A 14,598-nucleotide genomic window follows, 5' to 3' on the forward strand; every position below is an offset into this window, starting at 1 on the left:
TATTAAGTATTTTATGGTAAATAGCCATTATGTTTAATGAAAGCCTCAAAACCCTGGATGAAATTGAAATAAGAGAGGGATAGGAGGTTAAATCAGTCTAGATTTGGCGTAGCGTTATCCTTTATTTAACATAATATACATAATGCGCACTAAAGGACTAATTCGAGCTAGGATTTAAAATTTGCTACTAACCGACGATTTTTTTCATAAGTCTCTGATAACTCAATTGTAATTTTTTCTTCTGTCAGTTTACGTACTTCAAGTTACTTGTACTATTCGTAATGCTTGTTTTGCACAATCTACGAAAAACGCCGAAAACCATCACCGCCACATAATGTTGCGGTCTGTATCGGCAAAAACGATAAGAAAAATAATTTTACTCTGTTATCCAAACTGCGAGCGTTGTCATGTTTCACGAATCATTCCGCACACTCTTTTGGCGTGAGTTTAACTCTATTAAGCAAGGCGCTGATTATTTTCACGTGTCCAAACCGACGATTACCCGTTGGCTTGATGGCACCGTTCCACTCAATCCGATGGCAGAAAAACTGCTGCTCATCAAATCACTTGGCTATTTACCTAACGACCTTCGTTGGGCTGGATTTAAAGTCTGTGAGAAACGCGCCATTCTCATCACACCATCTGGTCGTGAGTTCAGCCCTAAGGAATTGGAAAGCTTTGTGTATTGGCGTGACGAGCATCGTCAGTTCGTGGAAATGTACGGACACATTGGACAACCCAAGGTCTATTCCGCAAAGGAAAACGTCTTACCGTTTCGTGGCGGCCGTCGCATGAAAGCCGCCGAGTGGATACCAACTAAAAGTAAACTCATTAAGTAATAGATTTCAAATCTCCAAATGGGTCTTGGAAACTAAAACCTCCCATCAAATGCAAATTTAAGGCTAGTTCAGGTGTGCAGTGTTTACGAAAATAGTCGAACTCTTTACCTACACCACTCGCGGCCTGATCATGGTCATAAGACTGCATACCTTGATTGTACTTATTTAAAAGGACCTGAATATAGAAACAAATAGCTCTGCAGGCGTTGAGTAACACAGCATTAAGCGCCTCAAATTGTTCAAAATCTAAATCCAACTCGGGATTGTTAGCTATGGGAAAAACTCCATGAGCAACATAATTCCGAATATTCCTTATTAAATGAAGCCCATAGCTATAGTCGGAAGGTTTAACCCCTTTCATCCCCGTTAGTGGTTTATTTCGAATACTTGAGCACATTTGAATAGACTTAGTTAAGCTGTCGACTTTATGGTGAAAATGTTGTGGTAATTCAGATTCATCGCATATATCAATTAAAGCTGTCGTTTGCATACTGGGTTTACGGAGATTTTTATTTTTCACCGTCTCGCTTTTATTGTAAAACGGAACGACGTATCGATACATTTCCTCTAATGCATTCGATACAAAAATAAACCGCGTAAGAGCAGTTGAATATGAAGAAGAATATTTCATATCAGAGTCATAGATATCAGCAGCTGGTCGACAATAGCACCCTGAATCATCAGCGAACTTCCAAGTGTTTATTTTTACATTCTCAAGTTGAGCCGCTAACTTGAGCCACTCACCAATAGTTTGAGTATGAACATTAACAACCCCTTCGTCGGTATTATAAGAAATCGTATTGTCTAGACTCTCACAATAAGCAGCTAGTTCAAAAAGATGAATATCGAGATTGCGAAATTTAGAACATATAGGGCATTTATTCACGAACTTACTCCACATAATAACTATAACTTTGATTATATTAGACTATTCCTTTAGCTAACCGACAGTCTCGCTGGAAGTTATTTTTAATGATTACATTTCATCTTATATAATTGAAACGGTAACAATCTTCAGCTTCATATTCCAAAGGAAAATATTGATAAATTATCACTTCAATGAAGAGATCTGTATTTATAATTTTAGATATAATTAGGTTGATAGCATTGTTGGCAATTTGGTCTTTATTGGTAAACCCGTCGACACATGATAGTTTTTTCAAAACCACATGCGATAGTAACTCATTAAGACAGTGTTTAAACTTGTTTTTAATTACTTCGTTTTCTAGTTGATACCCTGCTTTTATTCCCACTTCATCAAAAGCCTGATTTATACAATAAGACAAGTTTTCCTTTATTAAAGCGTGAATTGTACCTTTCCAATTTTGGAGGAACTCATCGATTTTTTCTTTATATATAGTGTACAAATCCGCAGAAAGACTCATAACGACCCCGATCTATTTTTATAAACATCATCAAGTATAGACAATAAATCAGTGAGTTAGATAGGTTTTAGGTGATAAATTTACCCCTTACAAAAAAGCCGAACCCCATCGCTAAGGTTCGGCTTTGTTTTTGGCTTCGTGCTTGAAAGAGAAAACACTATATGGATGTTGAAGCCAGTCGAGGTCAATCGACATGCCCACGGTATCGGCTCCTTACTCGCTTTGTAACCCACAATCAGCGCCCTTTCGACGCTGTTCTCAACATTAGCTGTCAGCTTTCATTCTTGCTTCGTGCGGTTAGAACCAAAACACTTTCTCGGACGTCTTGCAGCCCTTGGGTAAGCTGTTTGTTGATGGCGATTTGATACTTAAGATTCATCCCCATCAGGGCAAACATCACAATAGACTCAGATGAAAAGCCCAGACCGGATAAGGCGTTAGCTAGGGCGCTTTCCATGCCAGCCCCCTGCACTTTTATTTGGCTTCCAGTGGTCTGGTAATGATTCATAAGCGCCAATGACGGCAGGAATTGCCAAACCCACGGCGCCGCCAAGGTTCAAGCCTGTTTCGGTGACTTCGACACTGAACAAATGCCCGTAGCCCGTTGCCGCCGCAATCACCGAGCCGAGCAACGCAATGCCTTTCCATGTAGAACGTTCAAACATAATAAATTTCCTTAGCATAATGAAACGTCAATTGACGATACCGTTGACGTTTTCATTGACGTTTAAATCAGTTTCACGCCTTTAGCGACGGTGTTTTTGCTGTAGTGGCGCCCGACTTCCATGATGCTCATGGCGTGAAGCACATCGACCAACAGCCGCTGGTTGTTCACCAAATCAATCCGTTCGTCAATGCCAACGCTGACTTGCCCAGCCACAAAGCGAGCGTAATTGCCTGTGTGGTTTTCGTGTGGCGGTGCAAAGCGGTTGATGATTTCACTTAACGTATACAGTTCATGGCGTAGCTGGTAGTTACGCAGCAAAATTGCCCCTGCACGAAAGCCCCATTCTGGCGCCCTGAAGGTTTCAAAATCGGTGTCACGCGAGGGTGACACTTTGCCTTTCCACGGATTCGACGCAATGCGAATGTTAAGCGGGTTGTTGATGCGTATCCCGCGAACGCTTGAGGTCGGTGTCGTCATGGTAAACGCTCCAATTCCTAAGATGATGATGGCAAGAATGACTATTTGCATGGCTACACCATTTGATAGAACCCGATGTTCACACACTGGCTGTAATAGACTTCCAGCTTGCATGGCGAGGTAAAATCGCCACTGGCGCCGCTGACGGTAACGGTCGTCCCCGAAACGGTAAACGTCGACGTATGGCTCTCGATTTGTGCCAGACGATTTTCCGCGTCCGTAATGGCAAAAATGAGGTGCTGCTCTGGCTCATAGCGCATTGGGAAATTGGGCAGTTCAAAGCTGAATTCCCCGTTAGCGGGTACCGTCACGGGCAAGGTGTAAAATCCGCCTTGGTCGTGTTGCTCGGTGTTCGCCAGTTCAGGGCGTTCACCTTCTTTACCCCAATAGACACCCGCTCCCGTTAACACCGTGTAACCGTTGTCGGTGTGTTCCAGACGTTCAACAAAGAACGCGTAACGCTGACCGCCAATCTCTGAATTCATTTGAAAACGAGGGATAGACAGCCATTCTTCACGGTGTTGCTGCACTGCCGATTCTTGAATGGTTTTGCTTACGACGATTCTTGTCGCCTTACCATCACGGTTGAGCTCGACAATACCAAAGCGAATTTTGTCCGTGGCACCACCACTGATAAAACGCAGGTAACAGCGATAGTCGTTGCCTTCATGCCCGCTGTGATTCACCAAATAGAACATTTGCGGGTCAAACACTTGGAAGACCACCTGTTTCGAACCGTTGCCCCACGCTGCCGCAAAGCCGCCCATCAGTTCAGAGAAATCAATGTCGTCTTGGTCTTCGACATAGTCACCCACAACCTGATACGCGCCCCATACAGGCATTTTGTTGGAGTTCGGTACCACTTCCACACCCCAGAACGGCGCAGCAGGTGTTCCGGTGCTTGAGTAAACGTTCATTCCGCCCGCAGCACGATAGCCCATGTTAGTAGCCCAGCGATTGCTCACGCTGTAGTCATGCACACCAAGAAAGGCGGCGTTTTTCAGCAGGTTTGCCGGACGCGGTGCCGAGGATGCCGCTCCTTTCTGCGCGGCTTCGGTGGCAAGGTCGATGCAATCTGCCAAGTATTCAATCTTGTTGCGTGGGTTGCCGTTCGGCAGGTTTTCGCGTACTTCTCCCATGCGTTAAATCTCCATTAATGTGATTTTGTCGCCCGCTGCGCCTGTGATGGTCATGGCGGCGGTCGAGCCAATTTCGATACGTTCACCCGCTTCCAACTCAAAGGCATCGACAAACACCGATTCCACATTGGCTTTGGATGCTTTGATGGTGATGGCTTTGCGCTGTGCGTTGGCGGCGATGTTGTGCGGGAACACGCTCACCGCTTCGGTTACTAAGTTTTCGCTGACTTCTTCCGCTACGCGCACCACTTGCGAGGCTTCAAGCGTCACAGCGGGCAACGCTTTGATGTTGACGTTCTGCACCCCATTGAAATCAATTGGCGGCAGTGACACGAGGTGAAGCGGCGGCAAATGACTCACCGCCAGTTGTTGATTGGCAGCAATCTGCACCGCTGGCAGTTCTTTCACGACCACATCAGGCAGTTGCTCAACGGTGATGCTCGGCAGGGATTGCACGACCACGCCCTGACCTTCTACCGGAGGCGTAAACGAGCCATAACCAAACTGAAGTTCAATTTCGTTGTCAGAACGGCTGATGATGATCAAACGTCCAAGGCTTTTCCCTTCACCGACGTTAAACACTGACGACTGGCTCAACTTCACATGCTCACCCGTCAGTTGGCGGTAAATTTCGATTTCAGCTTGTGCCGATTTCACATAGAGCCAGTTACCGTCTGGCGTAAGCGGGATGGATTGCCCCGCGACCATTTGTGCATTCATCGTTTTTTCACCATTACAAAGCCCAGTACCAACACCAGAACAATCGACAACAGCACCGTTAATTTGCTGGTTTCAACCTGACCGCCATCTTGTTTGAACTTGGCTAAGTCCATCATGGATTGCAGATTCTTAGAGTTCTGCGCCGCTTGGTTGCCCGCCAGCCCTGCCAGCATGTTGAGGTTTTCACTGTTGGTTGAGGCGTAGGTCGCCAGCGAGTTGCCCGCAAATTCCGCTACTTCATCAATGGCGGTTTCCGCCACATCTTGAGTGGTGGTCATGGCTTGCATCGTGACGCGTTCATTGTTGTCGAGCAGTTCCCCGCCAAACTCAAACGCGGCATCAATGGCGCCGTGGTCGGTCATGGTGGCGTTAATGGTCGAGTCGTTAATGCCCGAGATTGCCACCCCAAGGTTGTCACCACTGATGGCGTTCTGACCGCTGTTGTTGGTCGTGGTGCTGTTATTGGTCGACTTAGATTTAGACTTACCCATCTATAACGCTCCCAAATCTAGCTGGATGAATTCGCCCTTGGGTTTATTGGCGACATTCAGCGTCTGTAACATACGAGCCACGCCACCAAAGGCGGTTTCCGCTTCCATGGTTTTGATGCCCGCTTCCTTGGCGGTTTTGAACAGGTGGCGACTGCCCGCCACCAAGCCACGACCAGCCGCCGCCCAGATGTAGTAATGGTCACCTTCACGCTCACCCGCAACGACAAGATGATGGTTTTCACCTTTAAAGCGATAGATGCTCACGCGTCCTTCTTTGACCGCCTGACACAGTTCCTGATATTCACCCTCAGGGACAGCACGAAACGCGGGCTTTAACTCGCCCAGCGCACGTGCCGAATGGGTGACGATTTCAACTACTTCTTTTTCCATAGCCACACCACCACAATTAACGCGAGCACCATCAGCATGGTTGGACTCATGCCACCGCCGCCCATGTTGATGTTGCCCACTTTCAGAGAACCACCCGAATCACCACTGGCGCCGCTGGTTGCGGGACCACTGTTCGCACTGATGGGCAACGAACCGGAATTACCTAAAAGCCCGCCAATCATAATTTGAACCCTTTCTTGTAGAGCACGTAACACACCAGAAGTAAGCCGAGCACCCAACCCATGCGGTCAAAGCCGCCACTGATTTTGATGCCCGCCCAGATGCCCAGTCCTCCCACAAATAGAAATGGAATAAACAACGGCATTACTTTTTCCCCTTAGCGACGTAGAAAACCAACAGCAACAGCACCACTAACAACACCGCACCCAACATCAGATGCGTGGTGGTTACCCCCGCCAATGCGGAGGTATTCACAGGCTCACCCGTTGGTTGCTGGTAGTCGTTATTGTGCTCGCGCTGCTTATCGGGATTGCTGGACTCGACGCGGTCGGCTTCGTGTTGCAGCTTGTTACTGAGCCAATCGGTGCCAATGTCGGTCACATCCGTCAGTAGTTCACCGCCTGTTTCCAAGAAACCATCCCAGATAGAGCCCCATCCCTTTTGCGCCATCACCATAACGCCCCCTTACTGCGCGGTTGGCACAGACACTTGTTCGATGGCTTCAATCAGCACCGGAATGCTGCCCGCTGCGGTTTTTTCCACTTCAAACGACAGTTGTTTCATCGCCGCCGTTGGCAAACGTGCTTCACTGCCAAAGCCACAGCGTGTGAAATCCACCGAGAAAAAGCCTTGGTTTTGCTCACGACCAGCCGACGCCAAGTCGAAAGCGTTATCGGCTTTGTTCACGTTGAGTTCTTCACGTTCATCACGCAGCACACGAACACGTTCAATGGTTTCGTCTTTCAGGTGAATACGTTTCAGAGACAGCGTCGCGCTGCGCTCAGCAAAATCAAACGGTGTGCGACCACTGGACGCAGCAAACCACGTTTGCGAGTAGATGCGCGGCATATACACGCGTTGGGCTTGCGCTGCCGTGGTATGGGCACGAGCACGAATCATTGGCGCCGTCGTACCTGCCGCTTTCGCTTTAAGCTGGATGTACATAAACCAGATTTCGCCTTGCAGCGTAACCAGCTCACCTGTACGGATACCCAGCTTGGTACGCATCGACATATCCGAGAAGTTCAGCACGTAGCGACCTTTCTGCACGTACTCTTTTTTGTGCTCTTGCAAGTCAATCAAGTCTTGCGCGGTGACGTTGACGATTTCGCGCCCGTTCACTTTCACGGTGATGCGCTCAATGTCTTTCGGGTCGGCAATGTCGGTAACCAGTTCGATATTCTGATACGTAGGACCAGACACCAAACGCAGCGTGGCTTGGTTGCCCCAGTTCACACCTTCAACTGGGTCAAGTTCGCGTGGACGAGGGTTAAAAGGCTGTTTTAGGGCTTCCATTTAGAACCATCCTTTGTCGCCGTTAAGGGTCTCGCGCACTGAAGACAATGCGCCGATGTTGTTGATAGCGGCAATCACAATAAGCGTGAGGATAAGCGCCATCGCTAGGTTTTTATGTTGTTGTTTCATGTTGTTCCTTTCGGTTGCACACGGTTGAAAAGTGACTTCATGAAACGACGAATCGGCAAGGTTTGGAAGCGAGGGAAACCTATAGGTTAAAGCGTTAACCTATAGGTTGGAGGGGCGTTGAAATTAGCGTTGGAGGTGTCCGGTCAGACAGTTGAAAGCGGCGTTCTCGACGTTGCCAATGCCATCACGAACCAGCATATATTCGGCAATGGGTTTGCCTATCGCGGCTTTGTTGTACTTGGCGGATTTCAGCTCCGCCAAGGTATCGACACACAAGCCCTTTTTGTCTGCCAGCCAGCGGGCGTCAGCCATTGAGTTCACGGCGCCAATCCACCAAACGGGTGATTGCTCGGTGACGGTCTTGGGTACTTCCTGCCCGCGCTGGAAGATGGAATGCAGCACCAAGCCATACTGACGACCACCGCGCCACAGTTCGCCCGCTTTGCCTTTGAGCTTACCGGACGTTTCCACGCAGCTTGCGAGTTCTTCAATCACCACATGCAGACGGTCTGCATTGCCATTGCCGACCGCCCACACCGCCGCGCTGAAAAACTCCAATTCATCAGAGCAAGCGCCTTGTCTTGGCACATACGCCAGCTTGAACGATTTGCCCCGTTTACGTGCCATCACTAAGGCTTTGACGAACGCCATCCGCGAACTGGTTTCAAGGCACAATTGCCCGCGAAACTTACTTCCTGCATAGTTTCGGTATGGGTCAAAGAACGCCACTTGCGCCGCTTTGGGCACCAAACCCAGATGTTTCACCGCCGAGGTTTTGCCGCCTCCGGTGCCCGCCACATACACCACGTGTTCGGCATCATGGGACGGATTCGAATTAACCGGATTGGGAAACCTAAGCGGCGGTTTTTTCTTGCTGCTCACGTGGTTTTTTCTCCTCTAATTCGAGTAAGGCTTTTTGCTGCGCCATGCTTTTCTTGGCGCTGTAAATCAGCGACAGCACCGCCAGACCGAGCACCGCTTCTTCCATGTAGTCACCAAACATTGACGTTACCGCGTCACCGTGTTTTTGCAGCACAGGTAACGCCGCATCAATCACAGCGGCTTTGCCTTTTTCATCAAACTCAAACTCAACGCCTGAAATGATGGTCGTGGCTTGCTCGGCAATGGTAAACAGCACCGACAACGCCCCTTCGAACATTTCGCCCGCTGGCTTGTATTCGTCGTCGTTGGCGGCGGTAGTAGGCGCATTACTTAGCACACTGACTTCGGTTTGTTCGAGGTCGGTTAACACGCTGGAAAAGTCGCCCCAATCGTCCAAATCGGGTTGGTTTTCGTAATCATCCTGCATTAGCGGGTTCTCCCTGTTCGGTTGGTTTCTTGGTTGGTATCAGTTGACGAATTGCCCACACCAACAAGGTCACTAATGCCACCCCAGCGAGTACCTTTTTAACCGGAAATGCGCGCTTATTAACGGGTGCTGGCGGCTCAGTTTCAACGGTTGTGGTACTGACTTCAACGCTTGGTAATTCGCTTGATTCAATTACGGGCAAGTCAGGTGTATCAAGGCTTTCAACGATGTCGGGCGTTGGTTCAACCGCTGGTATTTCCGCCTCAATCGTGACAGGGTCACCCGAATTTAGCTGTTCAACCGATTCGACCATGTTGGATTCCAAATACGCGTTAATGCTTTTGCTCATTGGGCTGTTGCCGCAGTCGGGACACTTGTAATAAAGCAGCCCCAAATTGCGCCCGTTCTTAGTTGGTTCCCCTTCGGCAATCAGCTTGCCTTCACCCACTCGGTGAACGGTGGAATGACTCTGACACACGGGGCACGAAACGTGCCCGCGAACTGGATTTGGATGTTTACTCATTGGCACTGACCTCAACTTGGTTTAACTGCTCAATGTTCGCCACGACACAAGCGCGGTATTTGTCCCGCGCCTTGTTGTTGAGCTTGGTTAACTGTTCGATTTGCTGAAATAAGGTTGGATTCAAGCCGAACGCTTCAAGGCTAAAATTGCCCGTCATGAGCATTTTGCTGGCTCGTTTGATAATGGCGTTGGTGTCCATTTGTTTAAACTGGCTGAGTTCCTTCTCAACACTGGCGTTGAGCTTGTCGGCAGCATCGAGCGCGGCAAGTGCCTGTTGGCATTCTTTCAGAGATAGCATTTCCATGTTTACACCTCCGCCAGTTCGTCGTTAGACGCGGGCTTGTTCTGGATTTGCTTGTTGACTTCCTTCATCCAGACCAATAGCAGACGCCAGAAAATACCGCCCTTGCTGCGCTTCACTTCGGCTTCCATTTCGTTGGTGATTTTGTCGATGTTGCTCATTCACATTCCTTAGTTTGTTTGCTGAAATCGTTTCGCAAGCAAGCGCCTAAATAGGCTTAATGGGTGTAACGGCAATAATCATGATACGTTGCCATGTCATTGCTTTTTATGGTGTGAAAATCGGGTTCCGGTGGTATGTCTTGGCTAAGTTGGCTTTTCCAGTCGGCTTGCCGTAAATGGAAGTATTGAAATTCTTCTTCAAACATCCAACGGGCATCGTCGCGCAACAAATCAAAGTCATTGCCTTTGGTTTCGTGTGAGGCTTTCATTGACCAGCCCCGCGCACCGCAAGCCCACAGCAAAAACATTCCCGCGTTGCGTCGGTGTTTTTCACCCTCAAATACAATCGAAAACTGGTTTAGGCTACTGGCGAACGTGCCGCGACTCTTGATTCTTTCACGAATCTGGCGGGCTTCATGGTCGAGCTTTTTGATTAGGTGGTTGAGCTTTTGCACCGCGTCGTGTTTGCCCGACTTTCGATTGATGTCAATGGCGCGAATGGCGTCGGCTTTCTTGGTTTCTTTGCGCCTAATCTCGCGCTGCATCGGCTTGCGCCATTGCTCCAAACGATAGCCACACTCTTTGATGATGCCTGTCATGTTGTCGACGTCGAACGAACTGAGTACCTCCCAATCGGGTGCGCGACTGCAACGAGCAATGTTATAGCGGTTGCCCTTGATTAAGCCTTGGTCGGCATTGTCACCCTTAGCGGCATAGCCAACGGCTTTTATCAGATAACCTGCCGCCGCTTCACCGAATTTAATTTTCTCCAAGTGCGCCATGCCATTACCCCAAAGCTGCTCGATACGCTGCGCCCAACCCGCAAAGTGATGCTGTTCAATGCGCCAATTCAACAGCACATGCACATGGGGATTGGGTTCGCCATCGTCGTTAGCTGGCGATTCGGCAACCCAGATGTAATGGAAATCGAACGGTTTCTTGGTTGCGCCGTGAATCTCTTTCACGTGCTTAATGCCTTGGTCGTCTTTCCAAGTGGCTTTAAGCGGGCGTCCAATTCTGCCGTCAATTTTGACCTTGTCGCCATCCAGTGCCAGTTGGTCAGTGGCTTTGGCGGAATATTCAAAACCGCGCTGGTACATCTTTTTCAGTCCATCCAGAAAACGGGATACTTCGGCGCCAATGGTGGTTTGGATTGGGCAATAACGCAGCCCATCTTCGGTAATGGCTTCACCGCCAAAGATGCGTTCACGCTGCTCAGGGCTAAAGGTCAACGTCAGGAAGGTACTGAAACCACCATGACACGCGGCAACATAGGCGCCCGACTCAAAGATTTTCTTAACAGCACGTGGTGTCAGTTTTTCGGTAAAACGCTCGCCACTTTGCGGCGCAGGTGCATCAGACGGGCTTGGGTGGAATTTTACCTGCATTTTGACTTGGTTAGCCCAGCCACGCTGCATCAAATACGCACGACTTTTGCCAATTGGTTGCCATTCTAGGCGCTTGTTTTCATTCAGAATCCAGCCTGTCTGCGATTCTGGACGCTCTCGATATTCATCGGTCACGTTGTCGCCACAAAACGATTCCGTTTTATGACGCGGCGGCAAACGGCGGGAACGGGTAATAAATCGCTCTATCTGCTTTCTTTTTCCGTGTCCGACTTTTGCGCCCTTTGACGAGCCTAGTCTTTTCTGGACTTCGTCCAGCGCTTCGCGCCCGAGTTCAGCACTTTCTAAGGTGCGTAAGTGGTGAATTTGGTCAAACGATTTGAGCTTTTTTAGTTCACTTTCCATCCAATCATGGTTTGGAGTGCTAAAAAAACCGCTTTCGATAGCGGCGATATTCTTTTCAGTGATGGTGACGTCTTGGGCTAACGCCGTTATAAAGCCCACATCCTGCGGGCTTAGTTGGCCGGTAAACTGGCGCGGTGGTTGCGGTTGGTATAAGTACTTCATTACGCAGCCTCAACACCATAAACATCACACAAAATATGACGAGCATTTACAAGCGCTTCTTGAACATCACCATTCAACTGCTTAATAGTAGAATGGTGAGCTTTTTGCGAACAAGTTACTGACTTCACGGATGTAAGCTGCTGATAGCTCAATATGGCTTCTGTAACCTGAATCATCGACTCCAAATGACTTCTTATGGTGCCGGAGGGCTCTTGTTCAATAAGCATATCTAAATAGGCAGCAATAGCAGCTAAGACACCTAAATCCTTGGCTCTAAAAATTAATATTGGTTCATCGTCTGGAACCTTATAACCATCAGGGTGATACATGGATGAGCCGCCGAAGTCTCCAAAGGTATATTTGTCCGTTGGATTTCTTAGTTTTCTCTCAATCATGCTGTTACCTCAACAGAAGAATCCGCGCCCACTTGGGGCGCTTCATCTTGCTTGCGGATTTCGTTTAGCGGCTCACCGTAGTTTTGGGCGCCCATGGTTGCCATGCGGCGAGCGTAGTCCGTTACTTTTGGCATGATATCGCTGGTTGCTCGGATACATGCCACTAACGTGGTGCCTTGGTAAAGCCACAATGACGCCTCGACGGTTTCCAGTTCGAAAGCGTCAAAGTAAAGGTGTGTGCCATTGTCGAGTGATGCAACAAATTGTGATTTATTGCGCTTTGATTTCCAGATACTTAAATTCATTCTGACACCCCCTGACGAAAACGTGCTGGGATGTAGCTGCGCTTTTTCTTAGGGAACTGCTCGGCAAACTTTTCACGCAGTAAAGCAATTTTACGTAGAGATTTGGCTGTTTTATCTGGGTCTGGGTTTGCACACCCTGCCATATCAGGGCAAGGTAAGTGAATTGGGTTGGTAACGATACGTTCCACGGTCTAGCCTCCGCAAGCTGTTGATTTCCTGTCTCAAAAACAACGTTAAGGAAATCTTTTTTCGGTTGCAAGATGCTTGCAATAGTGAAAGACGCGGGACTATCCACTAAAATTTAACAACACAGTGAAGGAATGCGGGAACATGACTAATTATACAAATGTGCTTTTAGACGAACTGAAAATCCAGTTAGAGCTTACCTCTGACTATCAGTTAGCTAAGTTTTTGGACGTTGGCGCAAGTAGAATTAGTAATTACCGCAATGGTCGCAGTGTTCTTGATTGGGAAATGGCTTTTAGAATCGCTGACCTTCTAGGGCTTGATGATCAAGATGTAGTGTACAATTTGCTTGAAGATAAATACAAAAACCCTAGATTAGTCAGTGCCTTACAGTCGGGTGCACCAGTCTAAGCTGCTATTAACCCCTTTATACATAATGCGCACTAAAGGATTAAAAGATTAACAGTGCTGATGTCAGCTTAATTACACCGTATTTGGCTTTTGCCTCTTTAAAGGTTTTATCCGCTGTCTTGCCTGGGCCATGAATTCAACTTCACCACAACGTCCAATTTTTTAAAAACCAGTCATCAGCTTTAAATCTAAGACGCCGATTAAGTTCTTACACTGATTCTTTCGTTACGTTCGACACCATACACATTGGCTCGGGATCTTGCTTATTCATCTTGTTCATTCAAGTAACCGAATAGCTGGATTGATTTTCTATTGCTTGCCTGCAACATTTTGAGCTAACAAGATCCTGAACCAAAGTTCGCTCGGTTTATCAGTTCAAGTTGGCGTTCTTGAAGTTCTGCTACTAATTCGCCTGAGCATTCTAATTGAGCCGTACTTTCTTACGCTCTGATTTTATAGCGTTCCATTGTGTAGATACGCTCTCAACATTCCTGACTTGCTGGCGATCAGTGAAATGCTGTCTGCTGCTTCTCATGAACTCAAAGCGCTTTAACTCTAATCCAGAGTTATTGACGGCGACACTTGCACCAAGTTCCTGCTGCGTATGGCTCTTGGTGTTTCTCAAATGTCGCCTTCATTTCTATTGTGAGCTTACCAGCAGGATGTGCGTGCGCGATTTTTTTGTAGAAAGTTCCCGTTCCTAACTAGTGTGACATGTGGCACTCGTTACAGCACCAATAACAACCATTTGACTGGTCGTATTTTTTCTTCGCTTCAATGACTGCTTCCGCACAATTATCAAATAAGCCTAAATAAGTCTTGGATTGGATTCTATCAAAATGAGGACAACCCGAGTTATGGACTTCATGGTCACCACTATTATGGACCTCGTGGTCGCTATTATCTTGAGCTATATTGCTTACGTAATATGCTAGTTTCATTGTCTAGCCCATCTTGTTAAATGTGATATTCAAGATAAATATAGCTGAAAAAAGTACACTAAGAATACTCACCATATGCAGAGCCCACATCTATCTGAGGCTTACGAGAATCTCGATAATATTACGTTACACGGTCACTAATACTTATAATTGTCAGGATGTTTATTGACGACTTGTGAAGTTAATTGTATGACTTCCCTACTCTTTTTTTGCTGAAGAGCCAAGTGGCGTTGGTTTGATTACGCGATGGCCGTCGTTAGTCTAGGTTTAAAATCAGAGAGAAACGCGCCATTGTCACCACACCGTCGTGAGTTCAGCACGAAGGAATTGGAAAGCTTTGCGTGACGAACATCTTTAGTTTGGCGAAATGTATGGTCACATCAGCCAACCTAAGGTCTATCCTGCAAAAGAAAACGTCTTACCGTTTCGTGGCAGCCGCC

Annotated in this window: 25 protein-coding genes; 2 read left to right on the forward strand and 23 right to left on the reverse strand. The window is 47.7% G+C overall.

All coding sequences use genetic code 11. The features are described 5' to 3' along the window. Positions 1 to 407: 407 nt before the first annotated feature. The gene (locus tag VEJY3_RS07525; RefSeq protein ID WP_014231846.1) at positions 408 to 839 is read left to right on the forward strand and encodes a DUF3653 domain-containing protein; all 432 of its coding nucleotides are present in this window, start codon (positions 408 to 410) and stop codon (positions 837 to 839) included. Here the strand turns inward: VEJY3_RS07525 and VEJY3_RS07530 are convergent. From VEJY3_RS07530 to VEJY3_RS07630, 23 genes are all read right to left on the reverse strand, one after another. Then, positions 832 to 1,725, reverse strand: a complete 894-nt coding sequence (locus tag VEJY3_RS07530) for a hypothetical protein (protein WP_014231847.1) — start codon at positions 1,723 to 1,725, stop codon at positions 832 to 834. The two genes, VEJY3_RS07525 and VEJY3_RS07530, sit on opposite strands and share 8 nt — an antisense overlap. Positions 1,726 to 1,822: 97 nt before the next feature. Next, positions 1,823 to 2,224, reverse strand: coding sequence for a hypothetical protein (locus VEJY3_RS07535; protein WP_014231848.1), 402 nt, complete (start codon positions 2,222 to 2,224; stop codon positions 1,823 to 1,825). A 271-nt stretch (positions 2,225 to 2,495) separates the two neighbouring features. Continuing rightward, a complete protein-coding gene (locus VEJY3_RS07540; protein WP_014231849.1) occupies positions 2,496 to 2,681 on the reverse strand; it encodes a hypothetical protein in 186 nt (61 codons plus the stop codon). Beyond that, the gene (locus VEJY3_RS07545; protein WP_014231850.1) at positions 2,662 to 2,889 is read right to left on the reverse strand and encodes a hypothetical protein; all 228 of its coding nucleotides are present in this window, start codon (positions 2,887 to 2,889) and stop codon (positions 2,662 to 2,664) included. Before VEJY3_RS07545 ends, VEJY3_RS07540 begins: the two co-directional genes overlap by 20 nt. A 62-nt stretch (positions 2,890 to 2,951) precedes the next feature. Then, entirely contained in the window at positions 2,952 to 3,419 is a 468-nt protein-coding gene (locus tag VEJY3_RS07550; RefSeq protein WP_014231851.1) for a hypothetical protein, read from the reverse strand. A gap of 2 nt (positions 3,420 to 3,421) precedes the next feature. Then, the gene (locus VEJY3_RS07555; RefSeq protein WP_014231852.1) at positions 3,422 to 4,507 is read right to left on the reverse strand and encodes a hypothetical protein; all 1,086 of its coding nucleotides are present in this window, start codon (positions 4,505 to 4,507) and stop codon (positions 3,422 to 3,424) included. 3 nt (positions 4,508 to 4,510) lie between these two features. Continuing rightward, positions 4,511 to 5,227 carry a hypothetical protein gene (locus tag VEJY3_RS07560; RefSeq protein WP_014231853.1) on the reverse strand — a complete coding sequence of 239 codons (717 nt, stop codon included), beginning with the start codon at positions 5,225 to 5,227 and terminating at the stop codon, positions 4,511 to 4,513. After that, the gene (locus tag VEJY3_RS25500; RefSeq protein WP_014231854.1) at positions 5,224 to 5,718 is read right to left on the reverse strand and encodes a hypothetical protein; all 495 of its coding nucleotides are present in this window, start codon (positions 5,716 to 5,718) and stop codon (positions 5,224 to 5,226) included. The genes VEJY3_RS07560 and VEJY3_RS25500 overlap by 4 nt, the downstream gene beginning before the upstream one ends. Beyond that, positions 5,719 to 6,108: a hypothetical protein gene (locus VEJY3_RS07570; RefSeq protein WP_014231855.1), complete on the reverse strand. Its 390-nt coding sequence runs from the start codon at positions 6,106 to 6,108 to the stop codon at positions 5,719 to 5,721. Beyond that, positions 6,093 to 6,290: a hypothetical protein gene (locus VEJY3_RS07575; protein WP_014231856.1), complete on the reverse strand. Its 198-nt coding sequence runs from the start codon at positions 6,288 to 6,290 to the stop codon at positions 6,093 to 6,095. The genes VEJY3_RS07570 and VEJY3_RS07575 overlap by 16 nt, the downstream gene beginning before the upstream one ends. Next, positions 6,287 to 6,433 carry a hypothetical protein gene (locus VEJY3_RS25805; RefSeq protein ID WP_014231857.1) on the reverse strand — a complete coding sequence of 49 codons (147 nt, stop codon included), beginning with the start codon at positions 6,431 to 6,433 and terminating at the stop codon, positions 6,287 to 6,289. Before VEJY3_RS25805 ends, VEJY3_RS07575 begins: the two co-directional genes overlap by 4 nt. Beyond that, positions 6,433 to 6,744 carry a hypothetical protein gene (locus VEJY3_RS07580; RefSeq protein ID WP_014231858.1) on the reverse strand — a complete coding sequence of 104 codons (312 nt, stop codon included), beginning with the start codon at positions 6,742 to 6,744 and terminating at the stop codon, positions 6,433 to 6,435. The genes VEJY3_RS25805 and VEJY3_RS07580 overlap by 1 nt, the downstream gene beginning before the upstream one ends. Before the next feature lie 9 nt (positions 6,745 to 6,753). Next, entirely contained in the window at positions 6,754 to 7,584 is an 831-nt protein-coding gene (locus VEJY3_RS07585) for a major capsid protein P2 (protein WP_014231859.1), read from the reverse strand. Then, positions 7,585 to 7,713 carry a hypothetical protein gene (locus VEJY3_RS26065; RefSeq protein WP_031849150.1) on the reverse strand — a complete coding sequence of 43 codons (129 nt, stop codon included), beginning with the start codon at positions 7,711 to 7,713 and terminating at the stop codon, positions 7,585 to 7,587. A gap of 123 nt (positions 7,714 to 7,836) precedes the next feature. Further along, positions 7,837 to 8,595, reverse strand: coding sequence for a hypothetical protein (locus VEJY3_RS07595; RefSeq protein ID WP_041170226.1), 759 nt, complete (start codon positions 8,593 to 8,595; stop codon positions 7,837 to 7,839). Beyond that, positions 8,567 to 9,022, reverse strand: a complete 456-nt coding sequence (locus VEJY3_RS07600) for a hypothetical protein (protein WP_014231861.1) — start codon at positions 9,020 to 9,022, stop codon at positions 8,567 to 8,569. Before VEJY3_RS07600 ends, VEJY3_RS07595 begins: the two co-directional genes overlap by 29 nt. Further along, positions 9,012 to 9,545, reverse strand: coding sequence for a hypothetical protein (locus tag VEJY3_RS07605; RefSeq protein ID WP_041170227.1), 534 nt, complete (start codon positions 9,543 to 9,545; stop codon positions 9,012 to 9,014). Before VEJY3_RS07605 ends, VEJY3_RS07600 begins: the two co-directional genes overlap by 11 nt. Then, positions 9,538 to 9,849, reverse strand: coding sequence for a hypothetical protein (locus VEJY3_RS07610; RefSeq protein ID WP_014231863.1), 312 nt, complete (start codon positions 9,847 to 9,849; stop codon positions 9,538 to 9,540). Before VEJY3_RS07610 ends, VEJY3_RS07605 begins: the two co-directional genes overlap by 8 nt. 2 nt (positions 9,850 to 9,851) lie before the next feature. Beyond that, positions 9,852 to 10,007, reverse strand: coding sequence for a hypothetical protein (locus tag VEJY3_RS25810; protein ID WP_014231864.1), 156 nt, complete (start codon positions 10,005 to 10,007; stop codon positions 9,852 to 9,854). A gap of 56 nt (positions 10,008 to 10,063) precedes the next feature. Further along, positions 10,064 to 11,920, reverse strand: a complete 1,857-nt coding sequence (locus VEJY3_RS07615; protein WP_014231865.1) for a hypothetical protein — start codon at positions 11,918 to 11,920, stop codon at positions 10,064 to 10,066. Continuing rightward, positions 11,920 to 12,315 (reverse strand): hypothetical protein, encoded by a 396-nt coding sequence (locus tag VEJY3_RS07620; RefSeq protein ID WP_014231866.1) that lies wholly within the window; start codon positions 12,313 to 12,315, stop codon positions 11,920 to 11,922. The genes VEJY3_RS07615 and VEJY3_RS07620 overlap by 1 nt, the downstream gene beginning before the upstream one ends. After that, a complete protein-coding gene (locus VEJY3_RS07625; RefSeq protein ID WP_014231867.1) occupies positions 12,312 to 12,620 on the reverse strand; it encodes a hypothetical protein in 309 nt (102 codons plus the stop codon). Before VEJY3_RS07625 ends, VEJY3_RS07620 begins: the two co-directional genes overlap by 4 nt. After that, complete coding sequence (locus tag VEJY3_RS07630) at positions 12,617 to 12,808, reverse strand: hypothetical protein (protein ID WP_014231868.1); 192 nt, start codon at positions 12,806 to 12,808, stop codon at positions 12,617 to 12,619. Before VEJY3_RS07630 ends, VEJY3_RS07625 begins: the two co-directional genes overlap by 4 nt. Before the next feature lie 142 nt (positions 12,809 to 12,950). Here VEJY3_RS07630 and VEJY3_RS07635 point away from each other — a divergent pair, with 142 nt between their 5' ends. Continuing rightward, positions 12,951 to 13,217 carry a helix-turn-helix domain-containing protein gene (locus tag VEJY3_RS07635; protein ID WP_014231869.1) on the forward strand — a complete coding sequence of 89 codons (267 nt, stop codon included), beginning with the start codon at positions 12,951 to 12,953 and terminating at the stop codon, positions 13,215 to 13,217. Positions 13,218 to 14,598: the final 1,381 nt, after the last annotated feature.

The organism is Vibrio sp. EJY3 (genome assembly GCF_000241385.1).
Classification (GTDB): domain Bacteria; phylum Pseudomonadota; class Gammaproteobacteria; order Enterobacterales; family Vibrionaceae; genus Vibrio; species Vibrio natriegens.

What these genes read in the sequence shown, in the direction of transcription:
- VEJY3_RS07525 (WP_014231846.1), top strand. Translation starts at nt 408, where the DNA reads ATGTTTCACGAATCATTCCGCACACTCTTTTGGCGTGAGTTTAACTCT.
- VEJY3_RS07535 (WP_014231848.1), bottom strand. Translation starts at nt 2,224, where the DNA reads ATGAGTCTTTCTGCGGATTTGTACACTATATATAAAGAAAAAATCGAT.
- VEJY3_RS07540 (WP_014231849.1), bottom strand. Translation starts at nt 2,681, where the DNA reads ATGGAAAGCGCCCTAGCTAACGCCTTATCCGGTCTGGGCTTTTCATCT.
- VEJY3_RS07545 (WP_014231850.1), bottom strand. Translation starts at nt 2,889, where the DNA reads ATGTTTGAACGTTCTACATGGAAAGGCATTGCGTTGCTCGGCTCGGTG.
- VEJY3_RS07550 (WP_014231851.1), bottom strand. Translation starts at nt 3,419, where the DNA reads ATGCAAATAGTCATTCTTGCCATCATCATCTTAGGAATTGGAGCGTTT.
- VEJY3_RS07555 (WP_014231852.1), bottom strand. Translation starts at nt 4,507, where the DNA reads ATGGGAGAAGTACGCGAAAACCTGCCGAACGGCAACCCACGCAACAAG.
- VEJY3_RS07560 (WP_014231853.1), bottom strand. Translation starts at nt 5,227, where the DNA reads ATGAATGCACAAATGGTCGCGGGGCAATCCATCCCGCTTACGCCAGAC.
- VEJY3_RS25500 (WP_014231854.1), bottom strand. Translation starts at nt 5,718, where the DNA reads ATGGGTAAGTCTAAATCTAAGTCGACCAATAACAGCACCACGACCAAC.
- VEJY3_RS07570 (WP_014231855.1), bottom strand. Translation starts at nt 6,108, where the DNA reads ATGGAAAAAGAAGTAGTTGAAATCGTCACCCATTCGGCACGTGCGCTG.
- VEJY3_RS07575 (WP_014231856.1), bottom strand. Translation starts at nt 6,290, where the DNA reads ATGATTGGCGGGCTTTTAGGTAATTCCGGTTCGTTGCCCATCAGTGCG.
- VEJY3_RS25805 (WP_014231857.1), bottom strand. Translation starts at nt 6,433, where the DNA reads ATGCCGTTGTTTATTCCATTTCTATTTGTGGGAGGACTGGGCATCTGG.
- VEJY3_RS07580 (WP_014231858.1), bottom strand. Translation starts at nt 6,744, where the DNA reads ATGGTGATGGCGCAAAAGGGATGGGGCTCTATCTGGGATGGTTTCTTG.
- VEJY3_RS07585 (WP_014231859.1), bottom strand. Translation starts at nt 7,584, where the DNA reads ATGGAAGCCCTAAAACAGCCTTTTAACCCTCGTCCACGCGAACTTGAC.
- VEJY3_RS26065 (WP_031849150.1), bottom strand. Translation starts at nt 7,713, where the DNA reads ATGAAACAACAACATAAAAACCTAGCGATGGCGCTTATCCTCACGCTT.
- VEJY3_RS07600 (WP_014231861.1), bottom strand. Translation starts at nt 9,022, where the DNA reads ATGCAGGATGATTACGAAAACCAACCCGATTTGGACGATTGGGGCGAC.
- VEJY3_RS07605 (WP_041170227.1), bottom strand. Translation starts at nt 9,545, where the DNA reads ATGAGTAAACATCCAAATCCAGTTCGCGGGCACGTTTCGTGCCCCGTG.
- VEJY3_RS07610 (WP_014231863.1), bottom strand. Translation starts at nt 9,849, where the DNA reads ATGGAAATGCTATCTCTGAAAGAATGCCAACAGGCACTTGCCGCGCTC.
- VEJY3_RS25810 (WP_014231864.1), bottom strand. Translation starts at nt 10,007, where the DNA reads ATGAGCAACATCGACAAAATCACCAACGAAATGGAAGCCGAAGTGAAG.
- VEJY3_RS07615 (WP_014231865.1), bottom strand. Translation starts at nt 11,920, where the DNA reads ATGAAGTACTTATACCAACCGCAACCACCGCGCCAGTTTACCGGCCAA.
- VEJY3_RS07620 (WP_014231866.1), bottom strand. Translation starts at nt 12,315, where the DNA reads ATGATTGAGAGAAAACTAAGAAATCCAACGGACAAATATACCTTTGGA.
- VEJY3_RS07625 (WP_014231867.1), bottom strand. Translation starts at nt 12,620, where the DNA reads ATGAATTTAAGTATCTGGAAATCAAAGCGCAATAAATCACAATTTGTT.
- VEJY3_RS07635 (WP_014231869.1), top strand. Translation starts at nt 12,951, where the DNA reads ATGACTAATTATACAAATGTGCTTTTAGACGAACTGAAAATCCAGTTA.